12 protein-coding genes and 1 pseudogene are annotated in these 13,899 nt (G+C 67.9%); 5 read left to right on the top strand and 8 right to left on the bottom strand.

The genetic code is table 11. The features are described 5' to 3' along the window. The 4 genes and pseudogenes from IO29_RS25610 to IO29_RS25605 form a co-directional block, all read right to left on the bottom strand. Positions 1–1,209: pseudogene (locus IO29_RS25610) on the bottom strand (IS110 family transposase). A gap of 441 nt (positions 1,210–1,650) precedes the next feature. Then, complete coding sequence (locus tag IO29_RS39700; RefSeq protein ID WP_420709709.1) at positions 1,651–2,172, bottom strand: transposase; 522 nt, start codon at positions 2,170–2,172, stop codon at positions 1,651–1,653. A 129-nt stretch (positions 2,173–2,301) separates the two neighbouring features. After that, positions 2,302–2,802 (bottom strand): hypothetical protein, encoded by a 501-nt coding sequence (locus tag IO29_RS39695; protein WP_078618056.1) that lies wholly within the window; start codon positions 2,800–2,802, stop codon positions 2,302–2,304. A gap of 1,045 nt (positions 2,803–3,847) precedes the next feature. After that, positions 3,848–5,104, bottom strand: a complete 1,257-nt coding sequence (locus IO29_RS25605) for an MFS transporter (protein ID WP_030994032.1) — start codon at positions 5,102–5,104, stop codon at positions 3,848–3,850. A gap of 113 nt (positions 5,105–5,217) precedes the next feature. Here IO29_RS25605 and IO29_RS25600 point away from each other — a divergent pair, with 113 nt between their 5' ends. From IO29_RS25600 to IO29_RS25590, 3 genes are all read left to right on the top strand, one after another. Continuing rightward, entirely contained in the window at positions 5,218–6,111 is an 894-nt protein-coding gene (locus tag IO29_RS25600; RefSeq protein WP_030377369.1) for a LysR family transcriptional regulator, read from the top strand. Positions 6,112–6,899: 788 nt separating this feature from the next. Beyond that, positions 6,900–7,265 (top strand): nuclear transport factor 2 family protein, encoded by a 366-nt coding sequence (locus IO29_RS25595; RefSeq protein WP_030377370.1) that lies wholly within the window; start codon positions 6,900–6,902, stop codon positions 7,263–7,265. A gap of 132 nt (positions 7,266–7,397) precedes the next feature. Beyond that, entirely contained in the window at positions 7,398–7,994 is a 597-nt protein-coding gene (locus IO29_RS25590) for a hypothetical protein (protein WP_030377371.1), read from the top strand. A 308-nt stretch (positions 7,995–8,302) separates the two neighbouring features. Here IO29_RS25590 and IO29_RS35715 read toward each other — a convergent pair whose 3' ends face one another. Genes IO29_RS35715 through IO29_RS39685 form a run of 4 tightly spaced genes read right to left on the bottom strand, consistent with a single transcriptional unit; the run spans position 8,303 to position 10,351 of the window. Beyond that, a complete protein-coding gene (locus IO29_RS35715; RefSeq protein ID WP_051707161.1) occupies positions 8,303–8,806 on the bottom strand; it encodes a hypothetical protein in 504 nt (167 codons plus the stop codon). 50 nt (positions 8,807–8,856) lie between these two features. Beyond that, positions 8,857–9,651, bottom strand: a complete 795-nt coding sequence (istB, locus tag IO29_RS25580; RefSeq protein WP_030377373.1) for an IS21-like element helper ATPase IstB — start codon at positions 9,649–9,651, stop codon at positions 8,857–8,859. Further along, positions 9,648–10,004, bottom strand: coding sequence for a hypothetical protein (locus tag IO29_RS39690; protein ID WP_234307366.1), 357 nt, complete (start codon positions 10,002–10,004; stop codon positions 9,648–9,650). The genes istB and IO29_RS39690 overlap by 4 nt, the downstream gene beginning before the upstream one ends. After that, positions 10,001–10,351, bottom strand: a complete 351-nt coding sequence (locus IO29_RS39685; protein WP_234307367.1) for a Mu transposase domain-containing protein — start codon at positions 10,349–10,351, stop codon at positions 10,001–10,003. The genes IO29_RS39690 and IO29_RS39685 overlap by 4 nt, the downstream gene beginning before the upstream one ends. A 107-nt stretch (positions 10,352–10,458) precedes the next feature. Here IO29_RS39685 and IO29_RS39070 point away from each other — a divergent pair, with 107 nt between their 5' ends. Both IO29_RS39070 and IO29_RS25565 read left to right on the top strand, forming a co-directional pair. Further along, a complete protein-coding gene (locus IO29_RS39070; protein ID WP_051707197.1) occupies positions 10,459–10,731 on the top strand; it encodes a hypothetical protein in 273 nt (90 codons plus the stop codon). 328 nt (positions 10,732–11,059) lie between these two features. After that, positions 11,060–12,382, top strand: a complete 1,323-nt coding sequence (locus IO29_RS25565; RefSeq protein ID WP_030377374.1) for an Nramp family divalent metal transporter — start codon at positions 11,060–11,062, stop codon at positions 12,380–12,382. Positions 12,383–13,899 lie beyond the last annotated feature (1,517 nt).

Genomic DNA, 13,899 nt, shown 5'->3' with positions numbered 1-13,899 from the left:
TCATGCAGCCGTCGCCTGAGGGACGCGGGGTTCGTAGAAGGCGCCGTCGCGGAGCATGGCGAACAAGACGCTGATGCGTTGGCGGGCCAGGCGGAGGAGGGCTTGAGTGTCGGTCTTCCCGCGAGTCCGGCACCGGTCGTAGTAGGCGCGGGAGGCGGAGTCGTGCAGAGCCGCGAACGCGGAGAGGAACATGGCGCGTTTGAGCTGTCGGTTTCCGCCTCTGGGTGCGTGTTCGCCGTGGATGGAGGTCCCGGAGGACTTGGTGGCCGGGGCGAGGCCGGCGTAGGAGGCGAGGTGGGCGGCGGTGGGGAAGCTGGTGCCGTCGCCGACGGTGACCAGCAGGACGGCGGCGGTCCTGACCGCGACTCCCGGCATCGAGGTCAGGACCTGGGAAAGAGGGTGGTCGTCCAGCAGGGTTTTGATCTGGGCTTCCAGGGCCCGGCGCTGTTCGTGGACGGCCGCGAGCGAGCGGGCCAGGGAGGGGATCACGGTGTCGAGCGTGCCGGTCCCGGGGACGACGACGGTCTGCTCGTCGAGGGCGTCGAAGACGTCGTCGATGAGCCGGGTGGCCATGCGTGGGGCCTTGGCCCGGATCACCTCGACGAGTCTGCGGCGGCCGGCTTTCCGCAGGGCGGCGGGGGAGCCGTAGCGTTCCAGCAGCCAGGTGACGGCGGGGTGGTCCAGGCGCGGGCCCAGAACCCGTTCGAGCGACGGGTGGAACTGGGTGAGCAGGCCCCGTATCCGATTGGAGGTGCGGGTGGCTTCGGCCGCGAGGTCCTGGTCGAAGCCGACCAGCACGGTCAGTTCGGCGGTGATCTCGTCGGTCAGCTCCAGCGAGCGGAGGGTGTGGGGCATGGTGCGGGCGGCGTCCGCGATCACGGCTGCGTCCTTGGCGTCGGTCTTCGCCTCGCCGGGCTAGAGGTCGGCGATCCGTCGCATGGCCAGTCCAGGCAGGTAGGCGACCTTGCAGCCCGCGTCACGGGCGACCGTGAGCGGGAGGGCGCCGATGGAGGCGGGCTGGTCCACGATCACCAGGACGGTGCCGAACTTCGCGGCCAGCTTGTCGAACACGGCCCGCAGTTTCGGCTCGCTGTTGGGCAGCGGCTTGTCGAAGACCTTCTTCCTGGCCGGGGTCAGACCGTGCCCGTGATGAGCGGTCTTGCCGACGTCCAGGCCGAGGAACACGCCCACGTCTTCGGTGTCGAACATCGCACCCTTCCAGGAGAGTTACCGGTACCAGCCTCGGTATTGGTGTCGTACGCGCGCATCCACGTTATGCAGACCTGCCGCCCGCGAACTGTCCGGCATTGCGCCGGACCGGACGGTGGCCAGACCTCTCATCAGCGTCTCTGACGGCACCCCTCGGGCCCGGTGACACCACCCCCAGGTCATCGTTCGACAGGGGGGGGGACACAGTCATGCCGGGCCCGGAGGCCAGCGGCCCTCTTGCAGGACCGCGGAAAACATAACGGGGGGGGGACCCGGACCAGCGGCAAGCGCATCCGCTGCGGCCGTTTCCCGCCTCCTGCGCTGCCTGCGTCACGGTCGTCATATCCTCCTGCGGCGCTTTAACCTTCGAAGCCAGCCGCTCCGATCGCGCCCACGCGGTGGGGAATCTGCCGTTCACACCGGTCTGACCGGCACTGACTTCTACCGCCTCGCCATCGCCCAAGCCAGATCCACCGGTCCCAGCCGGACCGCGTCCAGGGTCGCGGTCCAGGGCGTGGCGCCCGGTTCCAGCACCGCCACGAACGAGTAGGGCCAGTCCGGAACGGACTGCGAGGCCGTCTTCGCGCGACCGTGGACGTGACAGAACAGGCGCTCCGCCGAGCATGGAGCGTCCGAGCGGAGCCATGGCGGCACATCGGCTGCCCGGACCGGGCGCCCGCCGTCGAAACGCGGCAGCGGCAGCCCACCAGCACCGTCCGCAGTCGACCGACGTCGGTCCGGCCGTGGTTCAGCGTCCCCGTACATGGCTCCATGCCCACGACGATGCTCGGGCAACAACGTTGAGTCCACCGGGGACCTCACCGCACCGTCCGCACACAGCATCGCATCCATCAGTTCGAACAGCTCATCGCGCCGTGCGGTCAGACACTCGTAGAACTCGCCACGGAAGCGTGGCGCTTCCGCGTGCGTCTCCCTCCGGAGAGCATCAGACGGCAGACTCACCCTCGCGGCCTTCGTCCCGGTCACATGGACGTTGATCGGAGCACATGATCAGAAGAAGGCACCCCGCCTGTCAGCTGAACAGCACAACCAGAGATCGAGTTCGAGCGGCGTTCGACGCCTTTGGGCAGCTCAGGCAGTAGCCAGTGAGGCGTGGATCCGACTGACGGCACGCAGGACCTCGTCTCGGTTCTTCGCTCGCTTGGTCCATGCCGGGAGCCGGGCTACCAAAGTCATCTTCTGTCCGGTGTCGTACCAGGGTGCTCGCTCTCGCAGCGATGCTTGGACGAAACGCCGGATCAGGTCGAGATGTTCGAGGTTGTAGGCCCACAGCCACCCATGCCGAGTCTCAGCCTGGAGCCACAGCGGGATACCGAAGTACGGATCCGTCGCAGGTTGAGCTGTTCCACGGGAGAGCGTGACGAGACGGCCGCCCCACACGCGTGACAGCCCGCAGCCCCGGCAGACCAGGCGTCGCGGCCTGAACAGCATCCGACCGCCGGGATCGGATTCTTCGGGTGCTAGAACGACACGAGCGGCCTTCGCACAACTGGGGCATCGCACCATGATCGAACTGATGAAGTCGTACTCGCTGCTGCGCGGATCCCGGAACCGACCAGAGGACAAGGCCATCCGGTGAGTATGCAACTGTCCCGCAGACCAGCGCATCCCGATTCTGCCGATCACACCCACGCACCACAACTGCCTTGCCCGGGCCGGACGAAAGTTGAAGAACAAGCTCAGGGCCAGTGGGCTGGAACACTGGCGGTTATGAGTAGCGGCAATATCCGCGACAGTGAACTGGGGGCTTTCCTGAAGGCACGGCGCGCAGAGCTGAGCCGGCCGAAGTGGGGCTGTCTGACGCGGTCGGGGGTGCAGGGTCAGAGGTTTGTGCCGCGAGGAGGGGGTGTTGCCGGCGTCGGTCGGTCCCGGCTACTGCATGCGCCTGGAACAGGGCCGCGGCCAGGGGGGCCGAACGGGTACTGGGCACCCTTGCGCGTGTCCTGCGGCTCGAGGACGCCGAGCGCGCCTGCATGCTCGCATTCCCCGGTCGGGTTGCCGCCGGGCCGTGTCGGCGCACCACACAGAGCAGGTTCAGCCGTGCTTGCGGCGCCTACTGGACGGCCTGTCCACCGCACCGGCCGTCATTGTGGGCCGGCGCACGGGCATCCTCGCCTGAGATGCCATGGTGGCCGCCCTGTTCACCGCTTCGCGCGGGTCCCGGAGAAGTACCGCAACTTCGTACGACTGATCTTCCGCGAGCCGGCCGTCAGAGCGTTGTAGCAGGACTGGGAGTGGGCAGCGCAGCTGACCTCGGCGGCAGCTGCGCATGGAGGCCGTCCGGATCCGGAAGGTCCACGGCTCGCCGAGCTGGTGGGCGAGTGGGCGCTTCAGGATTCCGGCTTCCGGCGCTGATGGGGCACCCATCGCGCCGCCCCCCCAGAGGTCAGACACCAAAGTGCTGAACCATCCGGTCGTCGGTCCGCTCACCCTCGACTGGTCCTTCCTCATTTCCATCGGTGGTCCCGACCAGTAGCTCATCACGCTGACCGCCGAGCCCGGCACGACCAGTCCCAATCACTTGTGTCTCCTCGCCTCGGGGACTACGGCAACCGGCAAGCGCCAGGAGGCGGACCGGAAGTGCTCTGCTGCCGGTCCGCTTGGCCCTGGTGCTCCGTCAGGTGCGGATGTCGGCGCGCCGGGCGGCAGGCGCGAGCAGGGCGGTCGCCACCAGCACGACGCCGACAGCACCGGCGAACCAGAGCATGGCGGTGGTCGGTGACACATACCGGGTCGCAAGGCCGACGCCCACGGCCGGGCCGATCAGGCCGGTGTATGCGACCAGGAACAGCGCGGCCATTGCCTCTCCGCGCTGCTCTGGACGCGATACCCGCAGGGTGCGGCTGACTGCGGTCTTGAACAGCACGCCCGCACCGGCCCCGAGGACGAATGCCGAGGCCAGGAAGAGGCCCAGGCCCCTGGTCACCATGGCGGCCGTCAGCAGCACCAGACCGAAGAGTTCACCGACGGTGCCCAGCAGCAGTTGGACGGTCGCCGACAACTGCGCCGTGGCGATCTGCGCGAGCGGTGCCACGGCGAAGATCAGGAAGGCGACCGTGCCGGCCAGCAGTCTGGAGGGGTGTCCGAGGGTGCCGCCCACGAAGCCGGGGGCGAGCGAGGTGAACAGGCCGAACACCGCGAACGCCGCCACGGTGGCCGCCGCGCCCAGCGACCAGCCCAGCGCGGAGCCGCTGACCCGGGGCCGCTGCAGCCGGTAGCGCGGACGTTGCGCGACCGGCATCCGGACGGTTTCTGGAGCTACCAGCGCCAGCAGTACGCCGGAGCCGGCCAGCAGTCCGAGGAACAACAGGTAGGGCGTCAGCAGTGGCCTCGGCGCCCACTGGGCGAGTGCCCCGGCGATCAGCGGTCCGGCCCCCAGGCCGCCCAGGTTGGCGATGCCCGTCACCGTGTCGAACCGTCCCCGTCCGGCCGACGGACGGGCCAGATCGTGGAGTTCGTGCAGGTAGGCCATCGCGGTGGCAGTCACCGCGCCGATCCCGAGCCCCGAGACCAACCGCCCGACGACCAGCACCGGAAGCTCCGTCGACCAGGCGAACATCAGCGCGGCGACGAGCTCGACGGCGACCGCTGCGAGCAGCACCGGCTTACGCCCCACGTGGTCGGAGAGGTGCCCGACCGTGACCAGCGCGGCTATCACTCCCACCGCGTAAACGGCGAAGACGTACGTGATCACCAGGGGGGAGAACGCGTGCTGGTCGGCGTACAGCGCGTACAGCGGCGTCGGAACGGTCGAGAAGGCCATCGTGATGAAGAAGACCGTCGCCGCCAGCCAGAAACCGGCCTCCTGGCGGCGGTTCGGCACGGGCGGGGAGGCGGCGGTGGACACAGGGGTGGTTGCAGTGGTGGACGGCATGGACGAACTCCGATCTGTATGCCCACCACCGTCCCGCCCGGCATGAATCAAGTCCAACGATGAATACTGATGACTACGATCGAAACCATTGATTCGACTGCCGGGAGGCGATCGTGGAGCTGCGTCACCTCGAGTACTTCGTCGCGGTCGTGGAGGAGCACGGCTTCACCCGCGCCGCCGCGCGGCTGTGCGTCGTGCAGTCCGCAGTGTCCGCCGGAATCCGGTCGCTGGAACGAGAACTCGGCGCCCGGCTGCTGCACCGGACCTCCCGGGAGATCGGGCTGACCGAGGCGGGCGAGGCGTTCCTGCCTGCCGCCCGCGAGACACTGGCCGGTGCGCAGCGCGCCGTGGACGCCGTCGACCGTACGCGCGGCGGCCTGCGCGGACTGCTGCGAATCGGCACCATGAACACGGTCGGCTCAATCGACCTGCCCCGGGTACTGGGGCTGCTGCGACGGGCCCACCCGCAGGTCGTCGTCCGCCTCGGCACGCGGCCCGGCGGCTCCCGCGACCTGGTGCGGGCCTTGCAGCTCGGCGAACTCGACATCGCCGTCCTGTCGATCGGCGGTCCGCCGCCGCCCGGACTGCTGATCAACCCGCTCGAGACCCTGCCGATGTGTGTCCTGGCCCCCGCCGGGCACTCCCTGGCGGGCCAGGAGACGGTGCGGCTCGCCGACCTGGCAGGGGAGGTCTTCATCGACCACCCCGCCGGGTACGGCAGCCGCACCGTCGTCGACCGAGCTTTCGAGGACAGCGGCATCACACGGCACGTCGCCCTTGAGGTCGGCGGCTGCGAGCACCCCGCTGACTACGTCCGCGAGGGCCTGGGCGTCGCGGTCGTCCCTGCACCTGCGGCCGCGTCCGCCGGCGTGTCCCGGCTGCTGATCGCCGACGCGGACCTGCAGTGGCAGGTCTGCGTCGCCCGCTCCCGCGAACGCGCCGCCAGCGCTGCTGCTTTGGCACTTGAGACAATGCTGCTCGACCATGGTTCCAGTAGCAACAGCTGACCGGCCAACACCCAGGACGCAGCGGACGCGCGATCCCGGACACGGGCGTGCGTGTCCGGCCCGCTGAAGGAGTCGGCCAAGCGGTCGGCGACTGCGCGCGCGGAGCGGCCAGAGCCGTTGGCGGCCAGCCTGGAGTCGGGAACCGCGCGGACAGGTGCTTCTTCCTGTCTGCATGGCTGCTGGATATCAACCAGCGACCCGGCCCACGCCGTTCACCCAGCGCAACCTGGAGCACGGCATCGAGGTCCCTTCCCGGGGCTTCCCGGAGAAGAAGCCCGAGTACGACCATGCCCGTCCCCGCTTCGCCGTCCCGGCCACCGGTGCCTCCCCCCCCCCCGCGTCCGGTTCAAGGACTGGCTGCAGAAGACCGCCACGCTTTCCCTCTTCCAGGTCCGTGGCGGCTTCTACGAGGGCATCGCCCGGCACTGTCCTGACGAGGAGGCCGAACGGCGACTGAAGCGAAGTACCCCCAGCGCTTTGGCACCGGGCCCCTCGCCAAGCTGGAGAACGTCCCCCCCCCCGGGCCCCGAGGGCCCGCTCACCGAGACCGGCAGCGACGCCATCCGCCGCTCGGGCGCCGACCGCGGCATGGGCAGACTCGTCGACATGCCCGCCCAGACCCTTCCGCAGCTCGCCCGGGATCCCCTTCGACGCCGGCGCCCCCGAAGACGTCCCACTGGACAAGTTCCCCGGCTTCACAGCGAAGAGGCCGAGCGGACGGTCAACTGCCTGAAGAGGCTCTCATGCCGCTCTGACAGCCATAAGAAACGACGTCTTAGAATCCGCGCATGACTGACGAGAGTGAGCGGGCTGTGCAAGCAGCCGTTGGTGGAGAGTTGCGGCTTCTCGATCCTGAGGTGCGTGCTTCTCCGGCCCTCGTTTCGGAGCTTCTGGATCCTGAGTTCACCGAGATCGGAGCATCCGGTCGCTGGTGGGACGCGCAGTCGATCCTCACGGTGACAAGTGCGGGCACGGTGTCCTCGGAGGCGCCGGTCAAGGTCAGCAAGATGTCAGGGACCGTTCTGGCTCCGGGGATCGTTCACCTGACGTACTCCGCTGACAATCAGGGGCGACGGACATGGCGGAGTTCCTTGTGGCGCCTGACGGAGACAGGCTGGCGCATGTACTTTCACCAGGGCACCTTGGCCAGCTGAGGCACGCCTGTCCCGTCGCCTGCGGAGCGGCAGAGGCCCTGAGCCTCCCGCCATAACCATGAGCAGGGCCAGGCACGCATCGCCTGGATAGGCGCACACCTTCACAGTCCTGTATCCGCCGCCGTGCGGGGGATGCTCGGCGGCATCTCGCTCACCGCGGCCAGGGGGATGGAGGCTGACGAGTTCCTCATTGCGCTGGGCGCCGACCTGGATGAGCTCGCGGCTCGCACCCCGTACAGGGATCTCGCCGTGCCGGTGGGTCAGCCGGGCAGCCCGTCGCCCCACATCAACCCCGTCATGTACGGAATGTGCGGCGACTGGCTGTACGTCCTGGAGGACTGGGGCGCGGCGACGTGGTCGACCGGCTACCGCAAAGTGCGATCGATGTGGCCCTACCCCGGGCAGGAGATCGTCTGCGTGACGGTGGACCGGTTCAGCCCTCCGTCGAAGATCCTGCATGTGCCTGGGGACGAGATCGCACGCCGGGCGGAGTTCGGGCAGGACACCGGGGAGGAGTCCGCTCTGGACGCGGCGCTCGATGCCTCGGGTGCGGTGTTCCCGTCGATCGCCGACGTCGGCGAGGCCGCTGTGGTGGCGCACTACGAGCAGTACGGGCCCCGGCTGCCCGCGTTGGTGTTCGCCGCGGTGGGCGCCTACTGCGGCCTGTCCATTGACCAGGAGGCCGTTCGCGCCGGCACCCTTCCCGGTGTCCTCCTCCCCATGCCCTGACCTGCGCACCGAACCAGGACCGGCCCCCACCCTGCCACAGGGTGGGGGCCGGTGCCGTTGTGCGTGGGTTCTACCTGGCGGTCAGCTTGCAGAAGACCGGCTGTCCCCCCACCGATCCCGTAGGTGCAGGTGCCGCCGTCATCCATCCGCGTGTCGAGCCAGTACGCGTCCTTGTCCATGCTCCGGTAGTCGCGCGTGAACGTCGCCGGCTCCGTTCACCTTCAGTAACAGTGTTTGTCGACCAGTTTGAGCAGCGGTTAGCGATCACGGGGGCGATTAATGTCCACGAGTTTTGACGGCGCTTCGCATCAGTGATCTTGGCCTGAAGTCCGTGCGGAGCAGTCGTGTCCGTCGCTGGGCAGGCCCATGACGTTCAGCACCGGTTCCTCGCCTTCGGTGGACTCAAAGGTGAAGTTCGCTCTTGACAGGATCGCCGTGAGCGAGCGCTGGCCGCCGAAGGTCAGCGGAGGGTACGGCTCCCAAGAACAGTCGGCCTTGTCCAAGGCGGAAACGACGTCCGTGTGGCTGAGCCCTGCCGGGAAGGTGCCCGTCCCCCCAACAACCGACGGGGGAAGTTCGACGACGTCACGCCAGTTCTGGACGCAGATAAGGAAGACCTTTGGGCAGCGGCAGACACTCAGTTCAAGGTCTCCGTAGGCGAAGAGCCTCGGCCACTTTCTGTTCCGGCTCATTGTCCCGATGTCCCACGGCTCGCCGAGTGCTGCGGTCACATCGCTCCAGTCGGCTCCGCTGAACACGGGGCCCAGGCGGCCCGTCTTCGCCATGCTGGTCAGGACATCGAGTATCTCCACGAGGCGGAGCCTGACAGGTGCCCTGACCAGCAGTCCAGCGGTTCCAGGGGTCAGCCCGCTGCGGGTTGTTCGGTTCGGGCTCGGGTGCTGGCGAGGCGGTAGGAATCGGTGCCGGTCTCGATGATGGTGCCGTAGCAGGTGAGCCGGTCGATGATGGCCGCGCAGAAGCGGGGGTCGGTCAAGGTCTTGGTCCAGCCGACGAACGACTCGGTCGAGGCGATCGCGACGCTGTTCTCCTCCTCGCGTTCGGTCAGGACCTGAAACAGGAGTTCGGCGTCGTGTCGGTCGAGTTCCATGTGGCCGAGCTCGTCGATGCAGAGCAGGTCGACGCGGCCGTAGCGGGCGATGGTCTTGTTCAGCTGCTTCTCGTCGGCGGCCTCTACCAGCTCATTCACCAGCTTCGTCGCGAGCGTGTAGCGGACGCGGTAGCCCTTCATCGCGGCCTCGGTGCCCAGCGCGATGAGCATGTGGTACTTGCAGGTCCCGGAGTCACCGATCAGGGCGAGCGGCTGGTTCTTCTTGATCCACTCGCAGCTCGCGAGGGTGTGGATGGTAGCGGGGTCGATGTTCGGGTCGGCGTCGAAGCCGAAGGTCCGCAGGGACTTCTCCCGGGGGAAGCTAGCCGCCTTGATCCGCCTCTCCGACCTGCGGCGGGCCCGGTCGTCGCACTCGGCCATAAGCAGTTCGGCGAGGAAGCCGCGGTAGCTCATCTGGTCCTTGATCGCGCGGTCGGCGATGGCGGAGAACTCGTTGCGGATCGACGGCAGCCGCAACAGACGGCAGGCGGAGTCGATCGCGGCGTCGGCGGCCTGCTCGGTCAGACCTTGCTGGCGGGGCATGGTCATCGCGCTTCTCCCTCACGGTGATCGCTGTCGTCGGTGCGGTGGCGTCGGAGCAACTGGTTGTAGTGCGACACCGAGGGCAGCGGCCTGGTGTCCGGCGGAAGATGCGCGAGTCGCCACTCGTGCAGGGACGTCACCGTCGCCGACGCCTGACCGGGAACCCGGACCTCTGGTGCGGGCTCGGTCTCGGCCTGGCCAGCCTTGCGGGCCTCCAGGGCGACCGCGTCCGCGGTCATGGCCTCGGCCCGCAGGGCTGCGGCCAAGCCAGCGATGACGTGTTCGTGCGTCATGTGGCGTCCGAGCAGCAGCACCTCGATGAGCGCGCGGGTGCCGTCACGTTCACCGTGGATCTTCATGGCCTGGGGCCACCAGGCGTCGCGGATCGGGGTGAACTTGCCGGCCGAGCGGGCCTGTTCGAGAGCGGTTGAGCCGGGGAGGCGCCGGGCTTGCGGACGAGGACCTCCAGGTAGTGGTCCACCTCCAGGCGGACGGCGCCTTTGGCGATCAGCCGCTCGTGCCGGGCCACTTCCGCGTTCTGGTCGTGAACCACCAGGTGAGAGGCATGAAGGATGACCCTCACCCGCTTACCGATCAACCGGATGGGGACCGAGTAGCGGTTCGTGCGGACCGGGATCTGGCCGTAGCGGTCGACCCGCGGGATGAACAGCCGCCCGGTCTCGAACGGCTCCTCGGGCAACGGCATCAGCGGCGGCTGTTCGAGGGCGAAGTCCTCGGCGATTGTCGGGCCGGGACGCCGCCCTGACCCCGGCGCAGCGGGCCGCCGCCGTCCAGGCCCACCAGTAGGCAGCGATGCCCGAGGAGTACCTGGAGGGCCGCACGACCGACCCGGCCGCGTGGCTGTGCACACCCAAGAACCTGGACTGGCTCGCCGCCTTCACCCGCGCCGCCGACACCCGCCGCCGCGCCATGGAGGACCGAAAGGCCCCGGCTGCCGATCCGGCCAGTCCGGTCGACCAGCACCGCCAGGAGCACAAGCAGCAGCACCAGAGGAATGGTGGGCGGCCTGGTGGCGGCGACTCCAAGACGCTGGGAAGCGCCGCCGCGCAGTCGCGCTGGCCTTGATCCCGGCAGAACCGGATCGGCAACGCGGCCGCGCGCCGCGATGCCCGCACCCTGTCTCGGGTGCGGCACTCCACCGCATGGCTTTGGTGACGATGCCGGGCATCGTCCACTGAGTGGAGCCCAGGATGTCCTGGGACGCGAAGTCGGACGACGCCGCGAAGACGGGCGCCGACGCCGACGGACGACAACAAGGCGGACGAAAAGACCGACGAAGGCACCGACGAGGGGACCGACAAGGACGCCGCCGCACGCGCCGAGTAAGCGCATCGGGTGAAGATCCGCGTACGCCCTCTTGTCCCGCTGCCTGCCATGGGCTTTCTTGGCTCCCATGGCGGACACCACGGGCAACACCACGGGCGCAGGCGTACCGGTCGGGGCCGGTCCGGCTCCTCGTAAGTCCAGTTGGCGCTACATCGGCCCCGGCATCGTCGTCGCGGCGACCGGGGTGGGCGCCGGCGACCTCGTCGCCACCCTCATCGCGGGCAGCAACTTCGGCTACACACTGTTGTGGGCGGCCGTCATCGGTTGCCTGGTGAAGATCTTCCTTGCCGAGGCGTGCGGCCGCTGGCACCTAGCCACCGGCCGCACGTTGTTCGACGGATGGGCGAGCCTCGGCCGCTGGACGATGTGGTTCTTTGCGATCTACGCCGTGATCTGGGGCTTCGTCTACGGTGCGGCGGCGATGTCGTCCAGTGCCCTGCCCCTCCAGGCCCTCTTCCCGGACGTCATGGGCCTCGAATGGTGGGGCATCGCCTCAGGTCTGGTGGGCCTGGTCTTCGTCTGGTTCAACAAGTACAACGTCTTCGAGAAGGTCATGACGATCCTGGTGGGCGTCATGTTCGTCGTGACCGTCTACCTGGGCATCCGCGTCACCCCGAACCTCGGCGACGCCTTCGCCGGCCTACTCCCGGTCCTCCCGGACGAGAAGGACTCGGTCCTCAACACCTTGGGCCTGATCGGCGGCGTGGGCGGCACCATCACGCTGGCCGCGTACGGCTATTGGGTCAACGCCAAGGGCTGGACCAACGCTGGCTGGATGAAGGTCATGCGCCTGGACAACCGGGTCGCCTACGCGACGACCGGCATCTTCGTGATCGCCATGCTCCTCGTGGGCGCGGAGTTGCTGCACTCGGCGAACATCGCGATCGCGAGCGGTGACAAGGGCCTGATCCAGCTCGGGGACATCCTGGAGCAGCAGTACGGCACGGCTACCGGCAAGCTCTTCCTGATCGGATTCTTCGCCACCTCCTTCACCTCCCTGATCGGCGTCTGGCACGGCGTGAGCCTGATGTTCGCCGACTTCCTGGCCCGGCAGCGCGGCGAACGCGAGGCACGAGGCGACGAACTGGCCTCGGGCCGCCGCGAGAAGTCGTGGACCTTCCGCGCCTACCTGCTCTGGCTGACCTTCCCGCCCATGATCCTGCTCTTCCAGGACGAGCCCTTCCGCCTGATTATCATCTACGGCGTCCTGGGCGCCGCCTTCATGCCGTTTCTCGCGCTGACCCTGATATGGCTCCTCAACTCCTCCCGCACACCTCGCGAATGGCGCAACGGCGGCCTCAGCAACGGCATGCTCGCGATTGCGGGGCTGCTGTTCCTGGTCCTGTGCGTGAAGCAGATCTGGGACCAGCCGTGGTCGGAGTTCTTTTAGGCGTACGGCCGGGCTGGGCGCACTGCCCGGGCAGCTACCCCCCGTGTACTTTTCTCCACCTGTCGCACGCGCGGCAGGGGCATGAAGGGGTCCAGCTACCGTCCGAACAAGCGGCCCAGGAACCCCACCGGCAAGACCAAGTAGGAAAAACCGGTGGACATCGTCGGGATACTGCCGTCATGGCCGTCATGGCCGTCACTCAGCAACTCGCCCGCATCCCGGCGGAGTATCTCGCCTCCTGCCGCCGGTCAGCCGACGCATCGGAGTATGGAGATCCTCTCTGGGATCCACCGTCGGCGGATGTCCTGGACCTGGACTGGGCGCCATTCCTGCTCGAACGAATCTGCGAGCTGGGAGGTCTCGATGACGTCCATCGGAGTGCTCTTCGGCAGGCTCCCGACGGCGACACTGCCATCGACCTCGCCTTCCTCAACACCCAGCCGCATGCCATTGGCCCCTTCGGGCCAGCACCCACAGCCCTCTCAGCAGGTCAAGTGGCTCGCACTGCGGAACTGCTCGGGCAGATCGACTTTCCGGCCCTCCTGGCCGCCCTGCCGACAGACGAAGCAGAGGCCGCCTCCCTGATCGGCAACGGGGCGCAGACAAGATCATCGATGGCCCGAAGAAGTACGTGCTCGGGCACTTCAATGCCCTGCGCGAGTTCTACCTGGTGCATCCCAACGGCAGCTTCTCATCGTGCTCTGGTGGGACTGACACGGGCCGCCTCATCGTCGGCTCGCGTCAGCAGCTGGGGAATTACGTGAACTTCCGCATGAGGAATTACGTGAGCGTCCACAGCTAGGACTGCGCCCGCGTACGCGAAGGAAAAGCACCCACCCGGGAGCCACTGCGAGCGCCCATCGAGCGGCCATGGTCGGGGGCGACCGCGGCCCGACCACCAGGCCGACCACGGCTTCCGCCCGCACCGCCCACAGCCCGACCACGGCTGCTCAGCGCGGTGTGAAGGGTCTCTTTGATGCCAGGGTCCACAGGTTGCTTCTCTGCCACCATCGGATTCCTTGACCATGTGCCCTGACCTGGTGAGATCCCAGTTGGGCCTACTGGCGTCTAGAGGCACCAGTTGCTGGCAGATAGTGGCACCAGCCCAGGACAGGTTTGCGGCACTTCCCAAGGCGACTTCGCTTGTTAGGACGCGCGTTTCCAGGGGCGGGGTCAGGGTGTACCTCATCAACTGACGGTCACGGTGAGGGCCCGCTTGGTGGTCAGGGCTGGGCAGGTTTGTCGAGCTATGCGGCGTGTGTGAGGGCAGCGGCCGTGTTGGGGGAGACGTGGCTGCGGGCGATGTGCGGCGGTTCAGGGCGTGGTCGGCCGGGAGATCGGACGCCCGTTCCTTATCCATCGGCATGGCGGCAGCACCAACGTGGCGAGTCCGCCGCAGGCCGGCCCGTGTGTGCATTTATGGCGTAGCTGATGGTGTGCTTATTGATCTTGATTGTGGCCTGCTGTTGTTCAGTTGTACTGGGTGGTAGTTCTGGTCAGTCGGTGAGGCTTACGCG

This window comes from Streptomyces sp. NRRL F-6676, from assembly GCF_000725625.1.
Taxonomy (GTDB): domain Bacteria; phylum Actinomycetota; class Actinomycetes; order Streptomycetales; family Streptomycetaceae; genus Streptomyces.
Note: the sequence above shows the minus strand (reverse complement) of the source record. Positions and strands in the feature narration are given on the sequence as shown.

Excerpts from the sequence above, each read along its gene's own strand:
- IO29_RS39695 (WP_078618056.1), bottom strand. The coding sequence starts at position 2,802 with ATGGCCTTGTCCTCTGGTCGGTTCCGGGATCCGCGCAGCAGCGAGTAC.
- IO29_RS25565 (WP_030377374.1), top strand. The coding sequence starts at position 11,060 with ATGGCGGACACCACGGGCAACACCACGGGCGCAGGCGTACCGGTCGGG.
- IO29_RS39685 (WP_234307367.1), bottom strand. The coding sequence starts at position 10,351 with ATGCCGTTGCCCGAGGAGCCGTTCGAGACCGGGCGGCTGTTCATCCCG.
- IO29_RS39070 (WP_051707197.1), top strand. The coding sequence starts at position 10,459 with ATGCCCGAGGAGTACCTGGAGGGCCGCACGACCGACCCGGCCGCGTGG.
- IO29_RS25590 (WP_030377371.1), top strand. The coding sequence starts at position 7,398 with ATGCTCGGCGGCATCTCGCTCACCGCGGCCAGGGGGATGGAGGCTGAC.
- IO29_RS25595 (WP_030377370.1), top strand. The coding sequence starts at position 6,900 with ATGACTGACGAGAGTGAGCGGGCTGTGCAAGCAGCCGTTGGTGGAGAG.
- istB (WP_030377373.1), bottom strand. The coding sequence starts at position 9,651 with ATGACCATGCCCCGCCAGCAAGGTCTGACCGAGCAGGCCGCCGACGCC.
- IO29_RS39690 (WP_234307366.1), bottom strand. The coding sequence starts at position 10,004 with ATGAAGATCCACGGTGAACGTGACGGCACCCGCGCGCTCATCGAGGTG.
- IO29_RS25605 (WP_030994032.1), bottom strand. The coding sequence starts at position 5,104 with ATGCCGTCCACCACTGCAACCACCCCTGTGTCCACCGCCGCCTCCCCG.